Below are 12,900 nucleotides of genomic sequence, written 5' to 3' on the forward strand. Positions count from 1 at the left end.
ACGAAGCGGTCCGGGAGAGACGATCTAGCAGACCTGGAGGGCGTCGGCCTTGTCGTTGGCCCAGCCGCCGACGTTGGAGCTGGACGAGGGGGCCGTGGAGGCCCACAGCTGCTCCCAGTGCCCGACCCAGTTGTAGACACGGGTCACCGCCCCGCGGGACTGGTTGTTGTGCCAGGAGGTGGCCCGGTCCTGGAAGCCCCAGTTACTCAGCTGCTCGAAGTTGCAGTCGGACCAGGTCAGCCGGCGGCCGTTGTACTGGTCGTGCTCGTACAGGCAGGTCCACAGGTACGAGCAGTTCGGTGAACCGAGCGCCGCGGCGGGCTCGTTCACGGCGCGCGCCCTCGTCTCGCCCGGCAGCGGCCAGGTCATGACCGCCTTGCCGTCGCGCCAGGCGACCTGGTTGACGGCTATCTGCTTCCCTCCCGGGGTCAGCGCCATCTGCCGGTCCATCCGCTGCTGCAGGGCGGCCACGTCACCCTTGCTCAGGCCCGCCTGGGCGGCCTGGGCGGCGATGGTCTGCCCCAGCGTCGACTGGGCGGAGGAGGTGCCGGCCAGTCCGACGGCGGCCAGGATGCCGGCCGCGGCGGTGGCCGCGATCTTCACAGTCGTGCGCACAGGAATCATGTCCCCTCATCGTCACGAGAGCCCGGTGTCCCGGGCGACGCACACGCTAGGGCCCGCCGCCCCCCGCACCCCAGGCACCTGCCGGACAGATGCCCCCTTGCGCGGGTACGCGGATGCGTGCCGGGGGTGTCGCGGCAGGTGGTCGGGATCGTGAAGCCGGCATTCCGTGCGGGGGGCCGGGGGAGGGCGGGAGTCCGCGGCGGTAATGAGTCAATCTGCCGTGCGCCACTCACATTGGGCTATGCCGCGGGAATGGTCCGGACCGGTTCGAGCGCGGAGCCGGTGCCGTCCGCCTCGACGGAGTGGACGACGGAGGTCGTCGCCCGGAGGTCCGCCACCTGCTCCGGCGAGAGCTGCGCGGCGAAGCCGTTCAGGGCGTCGCGGTAGACGTGCAGCGGCGTGATCCCGTAGGCGGCGGCGACGGCGCCCGGGTCGAGGTCCGGGCGGACGGTGACGATGTACGTGGGATGGTCGGCCGCCGGGGCCGCCGCCTGTGCCGCGGGTACGGGTACCGGTACGGCAGCGGCCGCGGCGGGCAGGGCGGCCGCGGCGGCCAGGGCGGCGGCGGCCAGGGGCAGGGCGGCTCGGCTCAGTCGGGTGCGCATGCGGCGAGGGCATCACGCCGTGCTGGGCCGGTCAACGACGTCCGGGGGTGTGGCGGGTGCACGCGCAGCGCACCCGCCGCGCGCCCCCTGAGGTGGCGCAGGACCGTACGGGTGATCTTGACGGCCGGCCCGCGGCGGCCCGGACCGGGGGCGTGGCCGCGCCGCACCGGGGGACAACCCTTTCCGCGGCCGGTACGGCAGGGGCGATCCACGGGAAGGCCCGGGCCCGACCGGGCAGGGCGCCTGGTTCAACCCGCTTCGACGTGGCACCGATGGAGGTGAGGGCCGCCCCGGAAGCACATGGTGCCGCGGGGGCGGCCTGCCCGCACCGACCCCCACGCCGACCCCCACCCGTCAGGGAGTTCCTCCATGCGCCTGCTCGCACGCCTGGTCGCCGCCGCCCTCCTCACCGCCACCCCGGTAGCGGCCGGCGCGGCCTCCGCCGCCGCCCCGGAGCCCACCCCGGCTCCGCTGCTGACCTCAGCGAACGCGCTGCCCGGCAGATACATCGTGACGCTGGAGAAGGGGGTGGACGCCGCGGAGGCGGCGGAGAGGCTGGGCCTGAAGCCGTCGTTCGTCTACACGTCGGCACTGAACGGCTTCGCGGTCCCGCTGACGCCGCTCCAGCTCACGGTCGTCCGCAACAGCCTCGGGGTGAAGGTGGTCGAGCAGGACGCCAGGGTCCAAGCGGCTCCGGCACGGGGCGCGGCGGGCGCGCTGCGCGCGCCGTCGAACTCGTGGGGCCAGGACCGGATCGACCAGCAGCGACTGCCGCTCGACAACAGCTACACCACGGAGGGCAACGGCGCCGGGGTGACGGCGTACATCCTCGACACCGGCATCGAATACGCGCACGACGAGTTCGGTACGCGCGCCACCTTCGGCTTCGACGCCGTCAACGACGGGCGCAACGGCGCGGACTGCAACGGCCACGGCACGCATGTCGCCGGCACGGTGGCGGGCAGGACCTACGGAGTCGCGAAGAAGGCGAACGTGGTCAGTGTCCGGGTCCTCGGCTGCGAGGGTGCGGGCGAGTTCTCGGGGATCATCGCGGGGCTGGACTGGGTGGCCAGGAACGCCAAGCAGCCGGCCGTCCTGAACGGCTCCCTGGGCGGGGACAAGTCGGAGGCCGTCAACAACGCCGCGAACGCCGTGACCGACGCGGGCGTCCTGCCGGTCGTCGCGGCGGGCAACGACGCGAAGGACGCCTGCCTCGTCTCACCGGCCTCCGCGACCAAGGTGGTGACGGTGGCGGCGTCCAACCAGTGGGACGAGGAGTCCAGCTTCTCCAACTACGGCGCGTGCACTTCCCTCTACGCCCCTGGTGAGGCCATCGTCTCCGCGAAGCTCGGCGGCGGATCCGTCGCCCTGAGCGGCACCTCCATGGCCGCGCCGCACGTCGCCGGGGTCGCCGCCCTCTACAAGGCCAAGAACCCGCAGGCGGCCCCGGAGGACATCGTCGCGTTCCTGGAGGAGGAGACCACCAAGGACGTCCTGAGCAGCATCGGCGTAGGCAGTTCGAACAAGCTGCTGTACACCGGCGGACTCTGACCCCTCAGAGCGCCGCGACGAAGGTCGCCCAGGCCCGTGCGTGGAACACCACGTGCGGGCCTCCGGGCTGCTTGGAGTCCCTCACGGGGACGAGGCCGGGGTGGCCGTCGGCCACTTCGAGGCAGTCGCCACCAGTGCCGTCGCTGTAGGTGGACTTGCGCCAAGTGGCCATCTCCAGGCAGTTGCCGCCGTCGCCGCCGCTGTAGGAGGACTTGTGCCACGTGACAGTCGAGAGGTTGTACTCAGGCGTGCTAGTCATGTGCGTAATCCTCCGCCACCGACTCGATCATGGCCAGGGAGTCGCGCGGTGACAGCGCGCTGGCCGTGAGGAGATCGTAGGTCAGTGTGTGGCGAGCGACTGTGGCTGGATCATCGAACAACTGGCCCATGCCGATGCCATCCACATAGGCGAGCGGGGGAGCGTCCTCGAAGGACATCAGCTTGAGGGAACCGTCCAAGCCCGCGTGCACGCCCGCGCTGAACGGGAGAATTTGCGCGATAACCCTGCGTGCCCTGATCAGGCGGGCGATGTGGCGCAGCGCTTCGGCCAGCAGTACCGAATTATCCCCGCACCGACGCAGGACGGCTTCGTCGAGTACACACCACAGCAACGGGGTTGTTGGATCACTCAGGAGTGCGGCACGGGCAAGCCGGTTTGCCACCAACTCGTCGATGGTCTCCTCTGTAGCCGTCGGCTGGTACGCACGGAACACCTCCCGCGCGTACGCCTCCGTCTGGAGCAGTCCCGGAATGAGCTGCGGCGCGTACTCCCGGATGGCCGTCGCCAGCCCTTCCGCCTCGGCCGCAGCCGCGAAGTGGTCGGGGTACTTGGACTTGGCCGCGGCCCCGCAGTTGCGGACGAAGAAGCCGCTTGTGTCGAGGATGTCGTCGATCTGCTTCGCGAAGTCGAGGTGCATGCGGCGTGTGCCGGCTTCCAGTTGGCCGATGAACGAGCCGCTGACGAAGAGGGGTTCGCCCAACTCGGCCTGGCTCTGCCGGCCCGCTCGCGCGCGACGCGGAGTTCGGCGCCGAGGAGGGCGCGGGGTGAGGAGGAGGGATCGAGGTCTTTTGGTGGCATGGCAACTCCCTCGGCAACATGCGGGGTTGTTCGGCAACCGCACTTGAAAGGCTAGCCAGCGCGTCGCCACGCTGAGTGTCGAAGTCGGATACTCAGAGTAGAAAGGTGACATGTCATGGTGCTCACCCCACGGGAGCGCATGCAGGCGGCGGAAGAGGCCGTCCAGCAGCTCAGGGAGTCCCTCGCCGGGGTGGGGGTGCTCTTCCCCTCGCTCGATGTGGAACGGGTCTCCGCCGCCGGCACCTACGGTCTGCCGCTCGTGGACCTCGGCCGGTGCAACCTGGACACCGCGCTGCGGCTCGCCGCGGTCCTGCACGAGCGGGCGGCGGGCCGGTGAGCGAGGCGGTCGACGCCGCGCAGTTCGCCTTCGAGCTCGGCTGGAAGCTGCGCGGACTGGAGACGGCCCTGGCGCCGCGCGGAGCGTCCGGCGGGCCGCAGGCGCCCGCGCGGCCCGGGTGGCAGCGGTTCACGCTGGTGCACTGCCCGGTGGAGGGGTATCCCGGGTTCGACGACCCGCGCTACGAGGGGCTCCGTGCGAGCCCGCCGCGGGGGTGCGCGGTCGAGGACCTCGGGGGGTGCCTGGGGCTGCGGTGCGAACGGCCCGGCGGGCGGTTGCTGGACGCGGTGGCGGAGCTCTGCGCGGAGGTGCGTACGGGGCACGGGCTGCTGATGACCGGGCTCGGCGTCGACCGGCTGTGGGAGTGGTCGGCGGACGGTACGGACGGCTGGGGCGCCGAGATCGTGGGGCAGCTGCTCCTGATGGCGGCCGAGCGGGGGCCGAAGCTCGGCTACGGCGTGGCCGACCTGGCGGACTTCCTGCGGTCCGCCGCCGGAGGCGGGGGCGGGGACGGGTGACCGACGGCGGGACGCCGCCGCCGAGCACCGCCCTGTCACGCCGACCTGTGTCGGGGCGCGGGCGGCCGGGTGACGGGGCGGGGCAACCCGGGGGGCGGGACCGGCGTCTTCGCCGGAGGCGGTGCGTACCGGGCGCGCCGGTACGGGGGAGGCGCGGGGATGTCGGAACGGGACGCGGCGCAGGTGCGCGGGACGCCGCAGCGGTCGGCCGGGGCGGCGGAGGGGGAGGCGGGGCACCCGGACGGGGATGCCGGCCCGGTGAACCGGCGGGCGGAGCGGTCGGCCGGGAAGGCGGAGTCCGGCGAGGTGTCGAGCGCGGACAGCTTGCCGGCGCTGGTGCTGCTGGTGTCCGCCAACGTGCTGCTGCGGTTCCTCGGGGAGCACGGCTGGGCGTACTGGACGGCCGCGGTGCTCGGAGTGCTGGGGGTGGCTGCCGCCGGGGTCGGGCTCGCCTCGGCGGTCGGCAGCCTGCGGCGGGGGCGCCGCAGGCTGGTCGCGGGGTACACCGTCGTCCTGCTGGCGGCCGCCTGTTTCGCGTTCGTGGTGCGGCTCATCCAGAACTGAGGCCGGGGCCGGGCCCGTTCAGGTCCCGGCCCGCTCGGGTCCGGCCGCGCAGGTGCGGCCCGTTCAGGTCAGGCCGTTCAGGTCAGGGCCGGTTCCTTGCCGGACGCGGCCGCCGACGGGGTCGCCGGGCCGGCCGGGGCCGAGGGGTCCGGGTCGGTGTCCAGGTCGGCCAGCATCTGCCGGGTGAAGCCGAAGAAGTACGTGGCGACGAAGCCCGCCAGGTAGCCGACGGCCAGGCCGCCCCCGTAGACGGCGATGGTCGCGCCCATGCCCGACGTGCCGTCGAGCAGCGGGAACAGGGCCCACCCCGAGGGGCCGATGGCGGTGGAGCCGAAGGCCGTGCCGAGCTGGTTGCACAGGCCGATGAACGCCCCGCCCGCCGCGCCGCCGGCGCAGGCCGTGATGAAGGGCCGGCCGAGCGGCAGCGAGACCCCGTAGATCAGCGGTTCGCCGACGCCCAGGAGGCCGGCCGGGAGCGCGGACTTGATGGTGGTGCGCAGCGAGCCGTTGCGCGGGAGCCGGTAGTACACGGCGATCGCGGCGCCGACCTGGCCCGCGCCCGCCATGGCGAGGATGGGCAGCAGGACGGTGTGGCCGGACTGCTCGATGAGCGTGGTGTGCAGCGGGATCAGTGCCTGGTGCAGGCCCAGCATGACCAGGGGGAGGAAGAGCCCGCCCAGGACCAGGCCCGCGAAGGCGCCGCCGGTGGCGAGCAGCCAGGTGGCGAACGTACCGATGGCGGCGGAGGCCTCACCGGCCAGGAACATCAGGCCGAAGAGGGTGACCAGGCCGGAGACGAGCACGGTGAGGGTGGGGGTGAGCAGGACGTCCACGGACTCGGGGACCCACTTGCGGCACGACTTCTCGACCTGCACGGCGAGCAGCGCGGCGGCGAGCGCGCCCAGGACGCCGCCCTGGCCGGGCGAGAGGGACTGGCCGAAGGCGTCGATCTTGGCGACGCCGGGGAAGACGATGATCGCGGCGACCGCGCCGCCGAGGATCGGCGTACCGCCGAACTCCTTGGCGGTGTTGTAGCCGACGAAGACGGCGATCAGGGACATGAAGCCGGAGGCGATCGCGGCCAGTGCCGGTACGAGGGCGGGCAGCCAGCCCATGTTCAGCAGGACGCCGTTGAGGCCCGCGATGATGCCGCAGCCGATGAGGGCCGGGATCAGCGGGACGAAGATGTTCGCGATACGGCGCAGGAACAGCTTGAACGGGGTCGCGTTCTTCGCCTTCCGCGCCTGCCTGAGGGCGGCGCCCCGTTCCGCCAGCGCGTCGGCGGTGGCGCCCTGCCCGGCGGTGGCGCCCTGCCCGGCGGTGGCGCCCTGCCCGGCCGGGGCGGGGTCCGGGGATGCTGACCGGGCCTCGCGCACCAGTGCCTCGAACTCCGGCGTGACCCGGGCGACGGCGCCCGGGCCGAGGACGATCTGGTACGTGTCGTCCTCGACCACGCCCAGGACCGCCGGCAGCGCCCGCAGGGCGTCGTCCTGGACCAGGCCCCGGTCGCGGAGGCCGATGCGCAGGCGGGTCATGCAGTGCGCGACGGAGGTGATGTTGTCCGGGCCGCCGACCAGAGGGAGGATCGCGGCGGCTGTGGCGCGGTTCTTGTCAGTGGACATGTGGTCGCCTTGCGTCGGGGGAGCGGGTGGTGAGCCGGTCAGCCGGTCAGTGGTCAGCCGGTCAGTGGTCCGGCGGGTGAGCGGGTCGCGGCGAGGGCCGCGCGGAGGTGACCCTGCGCGGCCGTGAGCAACGTGGCGGCCTGCGGGCCGTCGACGCCGCCGAGGATCACGAGGACGGCGTCCTTGACCTCGCCGCCGGTGGCGGTCAGCGCGGCCTCGATCTCCGCGTCGGGCGCGCCGGTGGCCAGGGCCACGATGCGTCGGGCGCGGGCGCGCAGCTTCTCGTTCGAGGAGCGCATGTCGACCATCAGGTTCCCGTAGGTCTTCCCGAGGCGGATCATCGTGACGGTCGAGATCAGGTTGAGGACCAGCTTCTGGGCCGTGCCGGCCTTGAGCCGGGTGGAGCCGGTGAGCAGCTCCGGTCCGACGACGACCTCGATGCCGTGCTCGGCCGCCGCGGCGAGCGCGGAGCCCGCGTTGCAGGAGAGCCCGACGGTGAGCGCGCCGCGGCCGCGGGCGAACTCGACCGCGCCGATCGCGTACGGGGTGCGGCCGGAGGCGGAGATACCGACGACGGTGTCGTCGGGGCCGATGCCCAGCGCGGTGAGGTCCCCGGCGGCCAGTTCCGCGGAGTCCTCGGCGCCCTCGACGGCCCTGACCATGGCCGGGGGGCCGCCCGCGATGAGGCCGACGACCTGGGCCGGGTCGGTGTTGAAGGTCGGCGGGCACTCGCTGGCGTCCAGGACGCCCATCCGTCCGGCGGTGCCGGCCCCCGCGTAGACCAGCCGGCCGCCCCGGGCCATGCGCGCGGCGATGGCGTCGACGGCGGCCGCGATCCGCGGCAGCTGCCCGGCGACGGCGGCCGGGACGGTGGCGTCCTCGGCGTTCATGGTGCGGACGATGTCGAGCGTGGACAGCCGGTCGATCTCGGCCAGCTCGGGACGGAAGGCCTCGGTGGTCAGGGTCTCCAGCTGGGCGCGGAGTGCGGCGTGGGCGCTCATGGGCGGTGCTCCTGGCGGGGTTCGGTGCGGCGGCTGCGCCTGCCGGGCGGTACGGGGTACTGGTGGCGGGGTGCGAGGGCCTCGTACGAGGCGGCGAGGGCGGGCGCGGCGGTCTCGTAGGTCCGCTGCGCGACCCCGACGAACAGGCAGTCGACGACGAGGAGCTGGCTGGTCCGGCTGGACATCGCGGCCGGGCGCAGCCGGCTCTCGCGGGCGGCGGAGGTGGCCAGGACGAGGTCGGCGTAGTGGGAGACGGGGGCGCCGGGGCGGCCGGTGAGGGCGATGGTGGTGGCGCCGCGTTCGAAGGCCGTGCGGAGGGGCTCGATCACGTCGACCGTGGAGCCGGAGTGGGTCACGGCGACGGCCACGTCGCCGGGGCGCAGTTGGACGGCGGTGGTGACGGCGAGGTGGGGGTCGCTGTGGGCGTGGGCGACGAGGCCGATGCGGAGGAGTTTCTGGGCGAGGTCCTGGCCGACGAGCGCGGAGGCGCCGACGCCGTAGATGTCGATGCGGCCGGCGGTGGCGAGCGCGGTGACGGCGGCGGCCAGCCGGCCGAGGTCGAGGCCGGCGGCGGTGTCGGCGAGGGTCTGCGCCTCCTCGTGCGCCAGTTTGGCGACGACGTCCTCGATGGGGTCGTCGACCGCTATGTCGACGGTGACGGCGGGAGCGGCGCCGGACTCCTGCTGGGCGGCGAGGGCGGCCAGCGCGAGGCGCAGGTCGCGGTAGCCGGGGTAGCCGAGGAGGCGGGCGGTGCGGACGACGGTGGCCTCGCTGGTGCCGGTGTGCTCGGCGAGGGCGGAGACGGTGAGCCGGGAGCAGCCGGCCGGGTCGTGGGCCACGGCCTCGGCGACGGCCTGCATGGAGCGGGTCATGGACGGGGCGAGGGCCCGGACGCGGGCCCGCAGCTCGGCGGGCGCGGGGGCGGGCGACCGCGGTGGGGCCGGTGGGGCGGGCGGCCGGGCCGGGTCGGACGCGGCCGGGGTGGCGCCGCCGCCCACCGGCGTGAAAGTTTCTTTCGCTTTCTCGCTCACCTCTGAAATCTATTTTCAGCCGTGGGGGGCGTCAAGAAGCCGTACGCGTGAGGGGGTGGGGACCTTCGCCCGTTGGGCCGTACGGGTCCACAATGGGCGCATGGATCGCGCAACCCCCCTGGAGCAGGCGCTGCACGTCGCCCGCGCACTCGTTCTCGCCGACCTCGCCGCGGCGAAGGTCGCCGACGCCGATGTCGTCTCCCTCGTCGAGGACTCGGTCACGCACCGCCGCTGGTGGGTGGAGCAGTGGCCGGAGGGGGTCGACTTCCTTCCCGGACTCGTCGCCCAGGACGTCCAGGACGCCCTGCTGGAGAAGTACGGGCGCTGGCCGCTGTGCCCGGTCTGCGGGCACGGCGATCCGCACGCCCTGGACGTGGAGCCGGAGCTGGGGCCCGACCCGCACTGGGTGTGCTCGGAGGCGGGCGTCCGGGTGGCGTCGGTGGGCGGCCTCGGCCCCGTCCTGAGCTCCGGCGACCGGTGAACCGCCCATGACGGTGTACATCGACCCGCCGACCTGGCCCGGCCACGGCCGCATGTGGTCGCACCTGGTCAGCGACGTCTCGTACGAGGAGCTGCACGCCTTCGCGGCCGCCGTCGGCTGCCCGCCGCGGGCGTTCGAACGGGACCACTACGACGTGCCCTCGTACCGCTACGCGGACGCGGTGGCCGCCGGGGCGGTGGAGGTCGGCAGCAAGGAACTGGTGCGCCGGCTCACGGCGGCGGGCCTGCGCCGGCCGAAGGGCCGGGCGCAGGCGTAGGCCGTCTCGGCGGCCGTGCGGGGCCCGGGGCTCACGCGCGGGTGGCGGCCTCGGCGTCGGCCGCCCGGGGCACCGCCGCGCCGGAGGTGACCACGCGGGTCGGGGCGGGCGTACGGCGGTCCAGGCGCAGGGCGACGACGGCGAGCGCGATCGCGGTGACGGTCATGGCGGCGCCCGCCCAGGCGGTGGCGGAGAAGCCGAGGCCCGCGTCGATCACGCTGCCGCCGAGCCAGGGGCCGCCGGTGTTGCCCAGGTTGAAGGCGGCCGTGGTGGTGGCGCCGGCCAGGGTGGGGGCGGCGCCGGCCACGTTGAACATGCGGGCGTTGAGCGCGGGAGCGGTGAAGAACGCCGAGAAGCCGATCAGGAACGACAGCGCGATCGCCGCGACGTGCAGCGGGGCCAGCAGGGCGAGCGCGGCCAGGAAGACCGTGGAGGCGGAGATGCCCCAGATCATCACGCCGAAGAGGTGCGCGTCCGCGACCCGGCCGCCGACGGTGGTGCCGACCAGGGCGCCCACGCCGAACAGGCCCAGGATCCACGGCACCCACGTCGACTCCAGGCCCGCCACGTCCGTGAGCAGCGGGGAGAGGTAGCTGAAGGCGCAGAAGACGCCGCCCGCGGCCAGCGCGGTGATGCCGATGGACAGCCACACCTGCCGGTCGCGGTAGATGCGCAGCTCCCGGCCCAGGCGCGGCTTCTCGGCGGGCAGCGGGATCCTCGGGATGAGCGCCAGGATGCCGACGAGCGCCACCGCGGAGGCCGCGCCGACCGACCAGAAGGCCGAGCGCCAGCCCAGGTGCTCGCCGAGGAAGGCGCCGGCGGGGACGCCGAGGACGTTGGCGATGGACAGGCCGCCGATCATGACCGCCATCGCGCGGGCCCGCTGGTCCTTGTCGACCATGGCGATGGCGACGGCCGCGCCGACGGCCCAGAAGCCGGCGCAGGCGAGGGCGGAGACCACGCGGGAGGCGAAGAGCAGCTCGTACGAGGGGGCCAGCGCACCGGCGACCTGGCCGAGGCCGAAGAGGCTGATGAGGGAGACGAGGGTGGTGCGGCGCGGCAGCCGCAGCGTGGCCACGGCCAGCAGCGGGGCACCGACGACCATGCCGATGGCGAAGGCGGATATGAGCAGGCCCGCCTGCGGGATCGTGACGCCCATGTCCTCGGCGATCGGCGGGAGCAGGCCGGAGAGCATGAACTCGCTGGTGCCGAGCGCGAAGACGGACAGGCCGAGGACGTACACGGCGACGGGCATGCGGGGGCGTGCGGAAGCGGCGGGCATGACCATCACCAACCGCCGCGAACGGGATCGAATTCCCGCGCGTGTGTCAGGCGTGTGACGTCCGCGCCCGCTCCGCGCCTGCTTCTGCGCTTGCGTACGCCGTGTGCGGTGCGGGTGCGCGCGGCCGCGGCTACGGCTGCGGAGACAGGGCCGCGAGCTCGGCGGCGAGGTTGGCGCGGGCGGGGGCCTCCCAGTGCGCGGTGCCGTAGGGCGTGCGGAAGAGCCTCGGCAGGTCGAGCAGCTGACGCAGGACGGCGGCGCGGCCCGTGCGGAAGTCCTCGTCGGGCACGAAGCCGTACTCGGCGCGGACGGCGGCGGCGTACGCCGCGTACGCCTGCGGGGCGCCGGCCAGGACGGCCAGGTCGGCGTCGCAGAGCACCTCGCCGTCGGTGTCGCCGGGGGCGGGGTCGTGGGTGACGGTGAGCCGCACCAGGCGGGCCACCTCGGCGGTGCGGGCGGCGTCGACGCCCAGCTCGGGCAGGGCGCGCTCGGCGAGGGCGGCGCTGCGCTCCTCGTTCTCGGACCGGTCCGGGCGGTAGACGGCGTCGTGGAACCAGGCGGCGAGCTCGACGGCGGCGGGGTCGGCGGCGTGGGGCGCCAGTACGTCGATCCGCGCGAGGACGTCGGCCAGGTGCGCGGTGGTGTGGTAGCGGCGCTGCGGTTCCGCCCAGGCGGCCAGGAGGCGGTCGGCGTAGGGGGCGGTGTCGGTGGTGGCGGCCGCCCCGGCGGCGGTGGCGGCCGTGGCGAAACGGGCGCGGAGGGCGGCGGCGCCGGGGGTGGGGGCGCCCGCGGCGGCGGCGGTGGGGGCGCCGGCGGGCGCTCCGGTGTCGGTGTGCGGGGTGCCTGTGTCCATGCGCACATTGTGGGGGTGGCGTGATGGTGCTGGTGGAGCCCGGGCGTGGGACCGTACTCTGGATATTGGACTAGACCTATTTTCCATACTGGTCGGACAGCCGTATCGGGCCTTACGGGCAGTTTCTCGAAGGATGGGATCGCATGAGCAACCCTGCGCGTGGCCTCCTGGAGGTGATCGCCCTCGACGCGGAGGACGCGGTCGCGGCCCAGGCCGGTGGGGCGGACCGACTCGAACTGGTCACCGACATGGCCGCCGACGGGCTCACCCCGCCGCGCGCGACCTTCGCGGCGATCAGGGCGGCGGTCGACATCCCGCTGCGGGTGATGCTCCGCAGGACGGACGGCTTCGCGGCGGGCGACGTCGAGGCGCTCGCGTCGGCGGCGCGGGAGCTGCGGGCCGAGGGGGCGGAGGAGTTCGTACTCGGCTTCCTGCACGCGGACGGCACGCCGGACCTCGCGGCGGTCGAGGCGGTGGTGGCCGAGCTGGGGGGCTGCCGCTGGACGTTCCACCGGGCGATCGACCGCGCGGCCGACCGCGACCAGCTGCGGAAGGCACTCGCGGAGGTGCCGGGGCTGGACACGTACCTGACCGCCGGCGCGGCGGGCGGGGTGGACGAGGGGCTCCCGGTCCTCCTGGCGGAGGCGGCGCGCGGCGGTGAGCCGGGGTACGGGGCGCGCCTCCTGGTGGGCGGCGGCCTGACCCTCGCGCACGTCCCGGTGCTGCGCGGGGCGGGCATCGACGCCTTCCACATCGGCGGGGCGGCCCGCCCGTCGGGCTGGACCCGGCCGGTCTCGGCCGCGGCGGTGTCGCAGTGGCGGGCGGCGCTAGACGCCTGACCCCGGCCGGGGCCCGGGGCGCTCGACGCCTGACCCCGCCCAGGGGCGTGGCGCTCGTCGCCTCGCCCAGGGCCCGTGGCGCTCGTCGCCTGATCCCGCCCAGGGCCCGCCGGACCTCCCCGCGGTGCCCCGGGCGGGCCCGGCGGTCATTGCGGGCGGGGGGGCGCCCCCGGGCGGCGGGGGGGGGGCCCCCCGCCCCGCGGGGCGGCGCCCCCGCGGGCGGGCAGAAAACGGTGC

15 protein-coding genes and 1 pseudogene are annotated in these 12,900 nt (G+C 74.4%); 7 read left to right on the top strand and 9 right to left on the bottom strand.

The genetic code is table 11. The features are described from left to right. Positions 1-24: 24 nt before the first annotated feature. Complete coding sequence (locus ACFWUQ_RS21925; protein WP_384540496.1) at positions 25-615, bottom strand: peptidase inhibitor family I36 protein; 591 nt, start codon at positions 613-615, stop codon at positions 25-27. 248 nt (positions 616-863) lie between these two features. Continuing rightward, a complete protein-coding gene (locus ACFWUQ_RS21930) occupies positions 864-1,229 on the bottom strand; it encodes a protease inhibitor I9 family protein (RefSeq protein ID WP_384540499.1) in 366 nt (121 codons plus the stop codon). A gap of 369 nt (positions 1,230-1,598) precedes the next feature. Between ACFWUQ_RS21930 and ACFWUQ_RS21935 the strand changes: the two genes are divergently transcribed. Next, positions 1,599-2,780 carry a S8 family serine peptidase gene (locus ACFWUQ_RS21935; protein ID WP_384540502.1) on the top strand — a complete coding sequence of 394 codons (1,182 nt, stop codon included), beginning with the start codon at positions 1,599-1,601 and terminating at the stop codon, positions 2,778-2,780. Between the two features lie 4 nt (positions 2,781-2,784). On the opposite strand, the gene ACFWUQ_RS21940 is transcribed toward ACFWUQ_RS21935, so the two are convergent. Beyond that, positions 2,785-3,039, bottom strand: coding sequence for a DUF397 domain-containing protein (locus ACFWUQ_RS21940; RefSeq protein ID WP_384540505.1), 255 nt, complete (start codon positions 3,037-3,039; stop codon positions 2,785-2,787). Beyond that, positions 3,032-3,858, bottom strand: a pseudogene (locus ACFWUQ_RS21945) (Scr1 family TA system antitoxin-like transcriptional regulator). The gene ACFWUQ_RS21940 and the pseudogene ACFWUQ_RS21945 overlap by 8 nt, the downstream one beginning before the upstream one ends. A 115-nt stretch (positions 3,859-3,973) precedes the next feature. Here ACFWUQ_RS21945 and ACFWUQ_RS21950 point away from each other — a divergent pair. From ACFWUQ_RS21950 to ACFWUQ_RS21960, 3 genes are all read left to right on the top strand, one after another. Next, the gene (locus tag ACFWUQ_RS21950) at positions 3,974-4,195 is read left to right on the top strand and encodes a hypothetical protein (protein WP_384540508.1); all 222 of its coding nucleotides are present in this window, start codon (positions 3,974-3,976) and stop codon (positions 4,193-4,195) included. Beyond that, entirely contained in the window at positions 4,192-4,713 is a 522-nt protein-coding gene (locus ACFWUQ_RS21955; protein WP_384540511.1) for an amidase, read from the top strand. The genes ACFWUQ_RS21950 and ACFWUQ_RS21955 overlap by 4 nt, the downstream gene beginning before the upstream one ends. 159 nt (positions 4,714-4,872) lie before the next feature. Then, positions 4,873-5,277, top strand: a complete 405-nt coding sequence (locus ACFWUQ_RS21960) for a hypothetical protein (protein ID WP_384540514.1) — start codon at positions 4,873-4,875, stop codon at positions 5,275-5,277. Between the two features lie 77 nt (positions 5,278-5,354). On the opposite strand, the gene ACFWUQ_RS21965 is transcribed toward ACFWUQ_RS21960, so the two are convergent. The 3 genes from ACFWUQ_RS21965 to ACFWUQ_RS21975 are packed head-to-tail and all read right to left on the bottom strand — an operon-like array spanning position 5,355 to position 8,931. Continuing rightward, the gene (locus ACFWUQ_RS21965; protein ID WP_384540517.1) at positions 5,355-6,899 is read right to left on the bottom strand and encodes a PTS transporter subunit EIIC; all 1,545 of its coding nucleotides are present in this window, start codon (positions 6,897-6,899) and stop codon (positions 5,355-5,357) included. Positions 6,900-6,952: 53 nt separating this feature from the next. After that, positions 6,953-7,900: an N-acetylmuramic acid 6-phosphate etherase gene (gene murQ / locus ACFWUQ_RS21970; RefSeq protein WP_384540520.1), complete on the bottom strand. Its 948-nt coding sequence runs from the start codon at positions 7,898-7,900 to the stop codon at positions 6,953-6,955. Continuing rightward, positions 7,897-8,931 carry a MurR/RpiR family transcriptional regulator gene (locus tag ACFWUQ_RS21975; RefSeq protein ID WP_384540523.1) on the bottom strand — a complete coding sequence of 345 codons (1,035 nt, stop codon included), beginning with the start codon at positions 8,929-8,931 and terminating at the stop codon, positions 7,897-7,899. The genes murQ and ACFWUQ_RS21975 overlap by 4 nt, the downstream gene beginning before the upstream one ends. A gap of 100 nt (positions 8,932-9,031) precedes the next feature. Here ACFWUQ_RS21975 and ACFWUQ_RS21980 point away from each other — a divergent pair, with 100 nt between their 5' ends. Then, positions 9,032-9,412 (top strand): hypothetical protein, encoded by a 381-nt coding sequence (locus ACFWUQ_RS21980; RefSeq protein ID WP_384540526.1) that lies wholly within the window; start codon positions 9,032-9,034, stop codon positions 9,410-9,412. Positions 9,413-9,419: 7 nt separating this feature from the next. Beyond that, positions 9,420-9,689 (top strand): DUF4031 domain-containing protein, encoded by a 270-nt coding sequence (locus ACFWUQ_RS21985; RefSeq protein WP_384540529.1) that lies wholly within the window; start codon positions 9,420-9,422, stop codon positions 9,687-9,689. A gap of 31 nt (positions 9,690-9,720) precedes the next feature. On the opposite strand, the gene ACFWUQ_RS21990 is transcribed toward ACFWUQ_RS21985, so the two are convergent. Next, complete coding sequence (locus ACFWUQ_RS21990) at positions 9,721-10,944, bottom strand: Cmx/CmrA family chloramphenicol efflux MFS transporter (RefSeq protein ID WP_384540541.1); 1,224 nt, start codon at positions 10,942-10,944, stop codon at positions 9,721-9,723. Between the two features lie 157 nt (positions 10,945-11,101). Continuing rightward, the gene (locus tag ACFWUQ_RS21995; RefSeq protein ID WP_384540532.1) at positions 11,102-11,824 is read right to left on the bottom strand and encodes a hypothetical protein; all 723 of its coding nucleotides are present in this window, start codon (positions 11,822-11,824) and stop codon (positions 11,102-11,104) included. A gap of 143 nt (positions 11,825-11,967) precedes the next feature. Here ACFWUQ_RS21995 and ACFWUQ_RS22000 point away from each other — a divergent pair, with 143 nt between their 5' ends. Continuing rightward, a complete protein-coding gene (locus ACFWUQ_RS22000; protein WP_384540535.1) occupies positions 11,968-12,663 on the top strand; it encodes a copper homeostasis protein CutC in 696 nt (231 codons plus the stop codon). The last annotated feature ends 237 nt before the right edge of the window (positions 12,664-12,900 follow it).

It is taken from the genome of Streptomyces sp. NPDC058662, assembly GCF_042716255.1.
GTDB lineage: Bacteria > Actinomycetota > Actinomycetes > Streptomycetales > Streptomycetaceae > Streptomyces.

What these genes read in the sequence shown, in the direction of transcription:
- murQ (WP_384540520.1), bottom strand. Translation starts at nt 7,900, where the DNA reads ATGAGCGCCCACGCCGCACTCCGCGCCCAGCTGGAGACCCTGACCACC.
- ACFWUQ_RS21935 (WP_384540502.1), top strand. Translation starts at nt 1,599, where the DNA reads ATGCGCCTGCTCGCACGCCTGGTCGCCGCCGCCCTCCTCACCGCCACC.
- ACFWUQ_RS21995 (WP_384540532.1), bottom strand. Translation starts at nt 11,824, where the DNA reads ATGGACACAGGCACCCCGCACACCGACACCGGAGCGCCCGCCGGCGCC.
- ACFWUQ_RS21980 (WP_384540526.1), top strand. Translation starts at nt 9,032, where the DNA reads ATGGATCGCGCAACCCCCCTGGAGCAGGCGCTGCACGTCGCCCGCGCA.
- ACFWUQ_RS22000 (WP_384540535.1), top strand. Translation starts at nt 11,968, where the DNA reads ATGAGCAACCCTGCGCGTGGCCTCCTGGAGGTGATCGCCCTCGACGCG.
- ACFWUQ_RS21960 (WP_384540514.1), top strand. Translation starts at nt 4,873, where the DNA reads ATGTCGGAACGGGACGCGGCGCAGGTGCGCGGGACGCCGCAGCGGTCG.
- ACFWUQ_RS21940 (WP_384540505.1), bottom strand. Translation starts at nt 3,039, where the DNA reads ATGACTAGCACGCCTGAGTACAACCTCTCGACTGTCACGTGGCACAAG.
- ACFWUQ_RS21965 (WP_384540517.1), bottom strand. Translation starts at nt 6,899, where the DNA reads ATGTCCACTGACAAGAACCGCGCCACAGCCGCCGCGATCCTCCCTCTG.
- ACFWUQ_RS21990 (WP_384540541.1), bottom strand. Translation starts at nt 10,944, where the DNA reads ATGCCCGTCGCCGTGTACGTCCTCGGCCTGTCCGTCTTCGCGCTCGGC.
- ACFWUQ_RS21930 (WP_384540499.1), bottom strand. Translation starts at nt 1,229, where the DNA reads ATGCGCACCCGACTGAGCCGAGCCGCCCTGCCCCTGGCCGCCGCCGCC.
- ACFWUQ_RS21985 (WP_384540529.1), top strand. Translation starts at nt 9,420, where the DNA reads ATGACGGTGTACATCGACCCGCCGACCTGGCCCGGCCACGGCCGCATG.
- ACFWUQ_RS21950 (WP_384540508.1), top strand. Translation starts at nt 3,974, where the DNA reads ATGGTGCTCACCCCACGGGAGCGCATGCAGGCGGCGGAAGAGGCCGTC.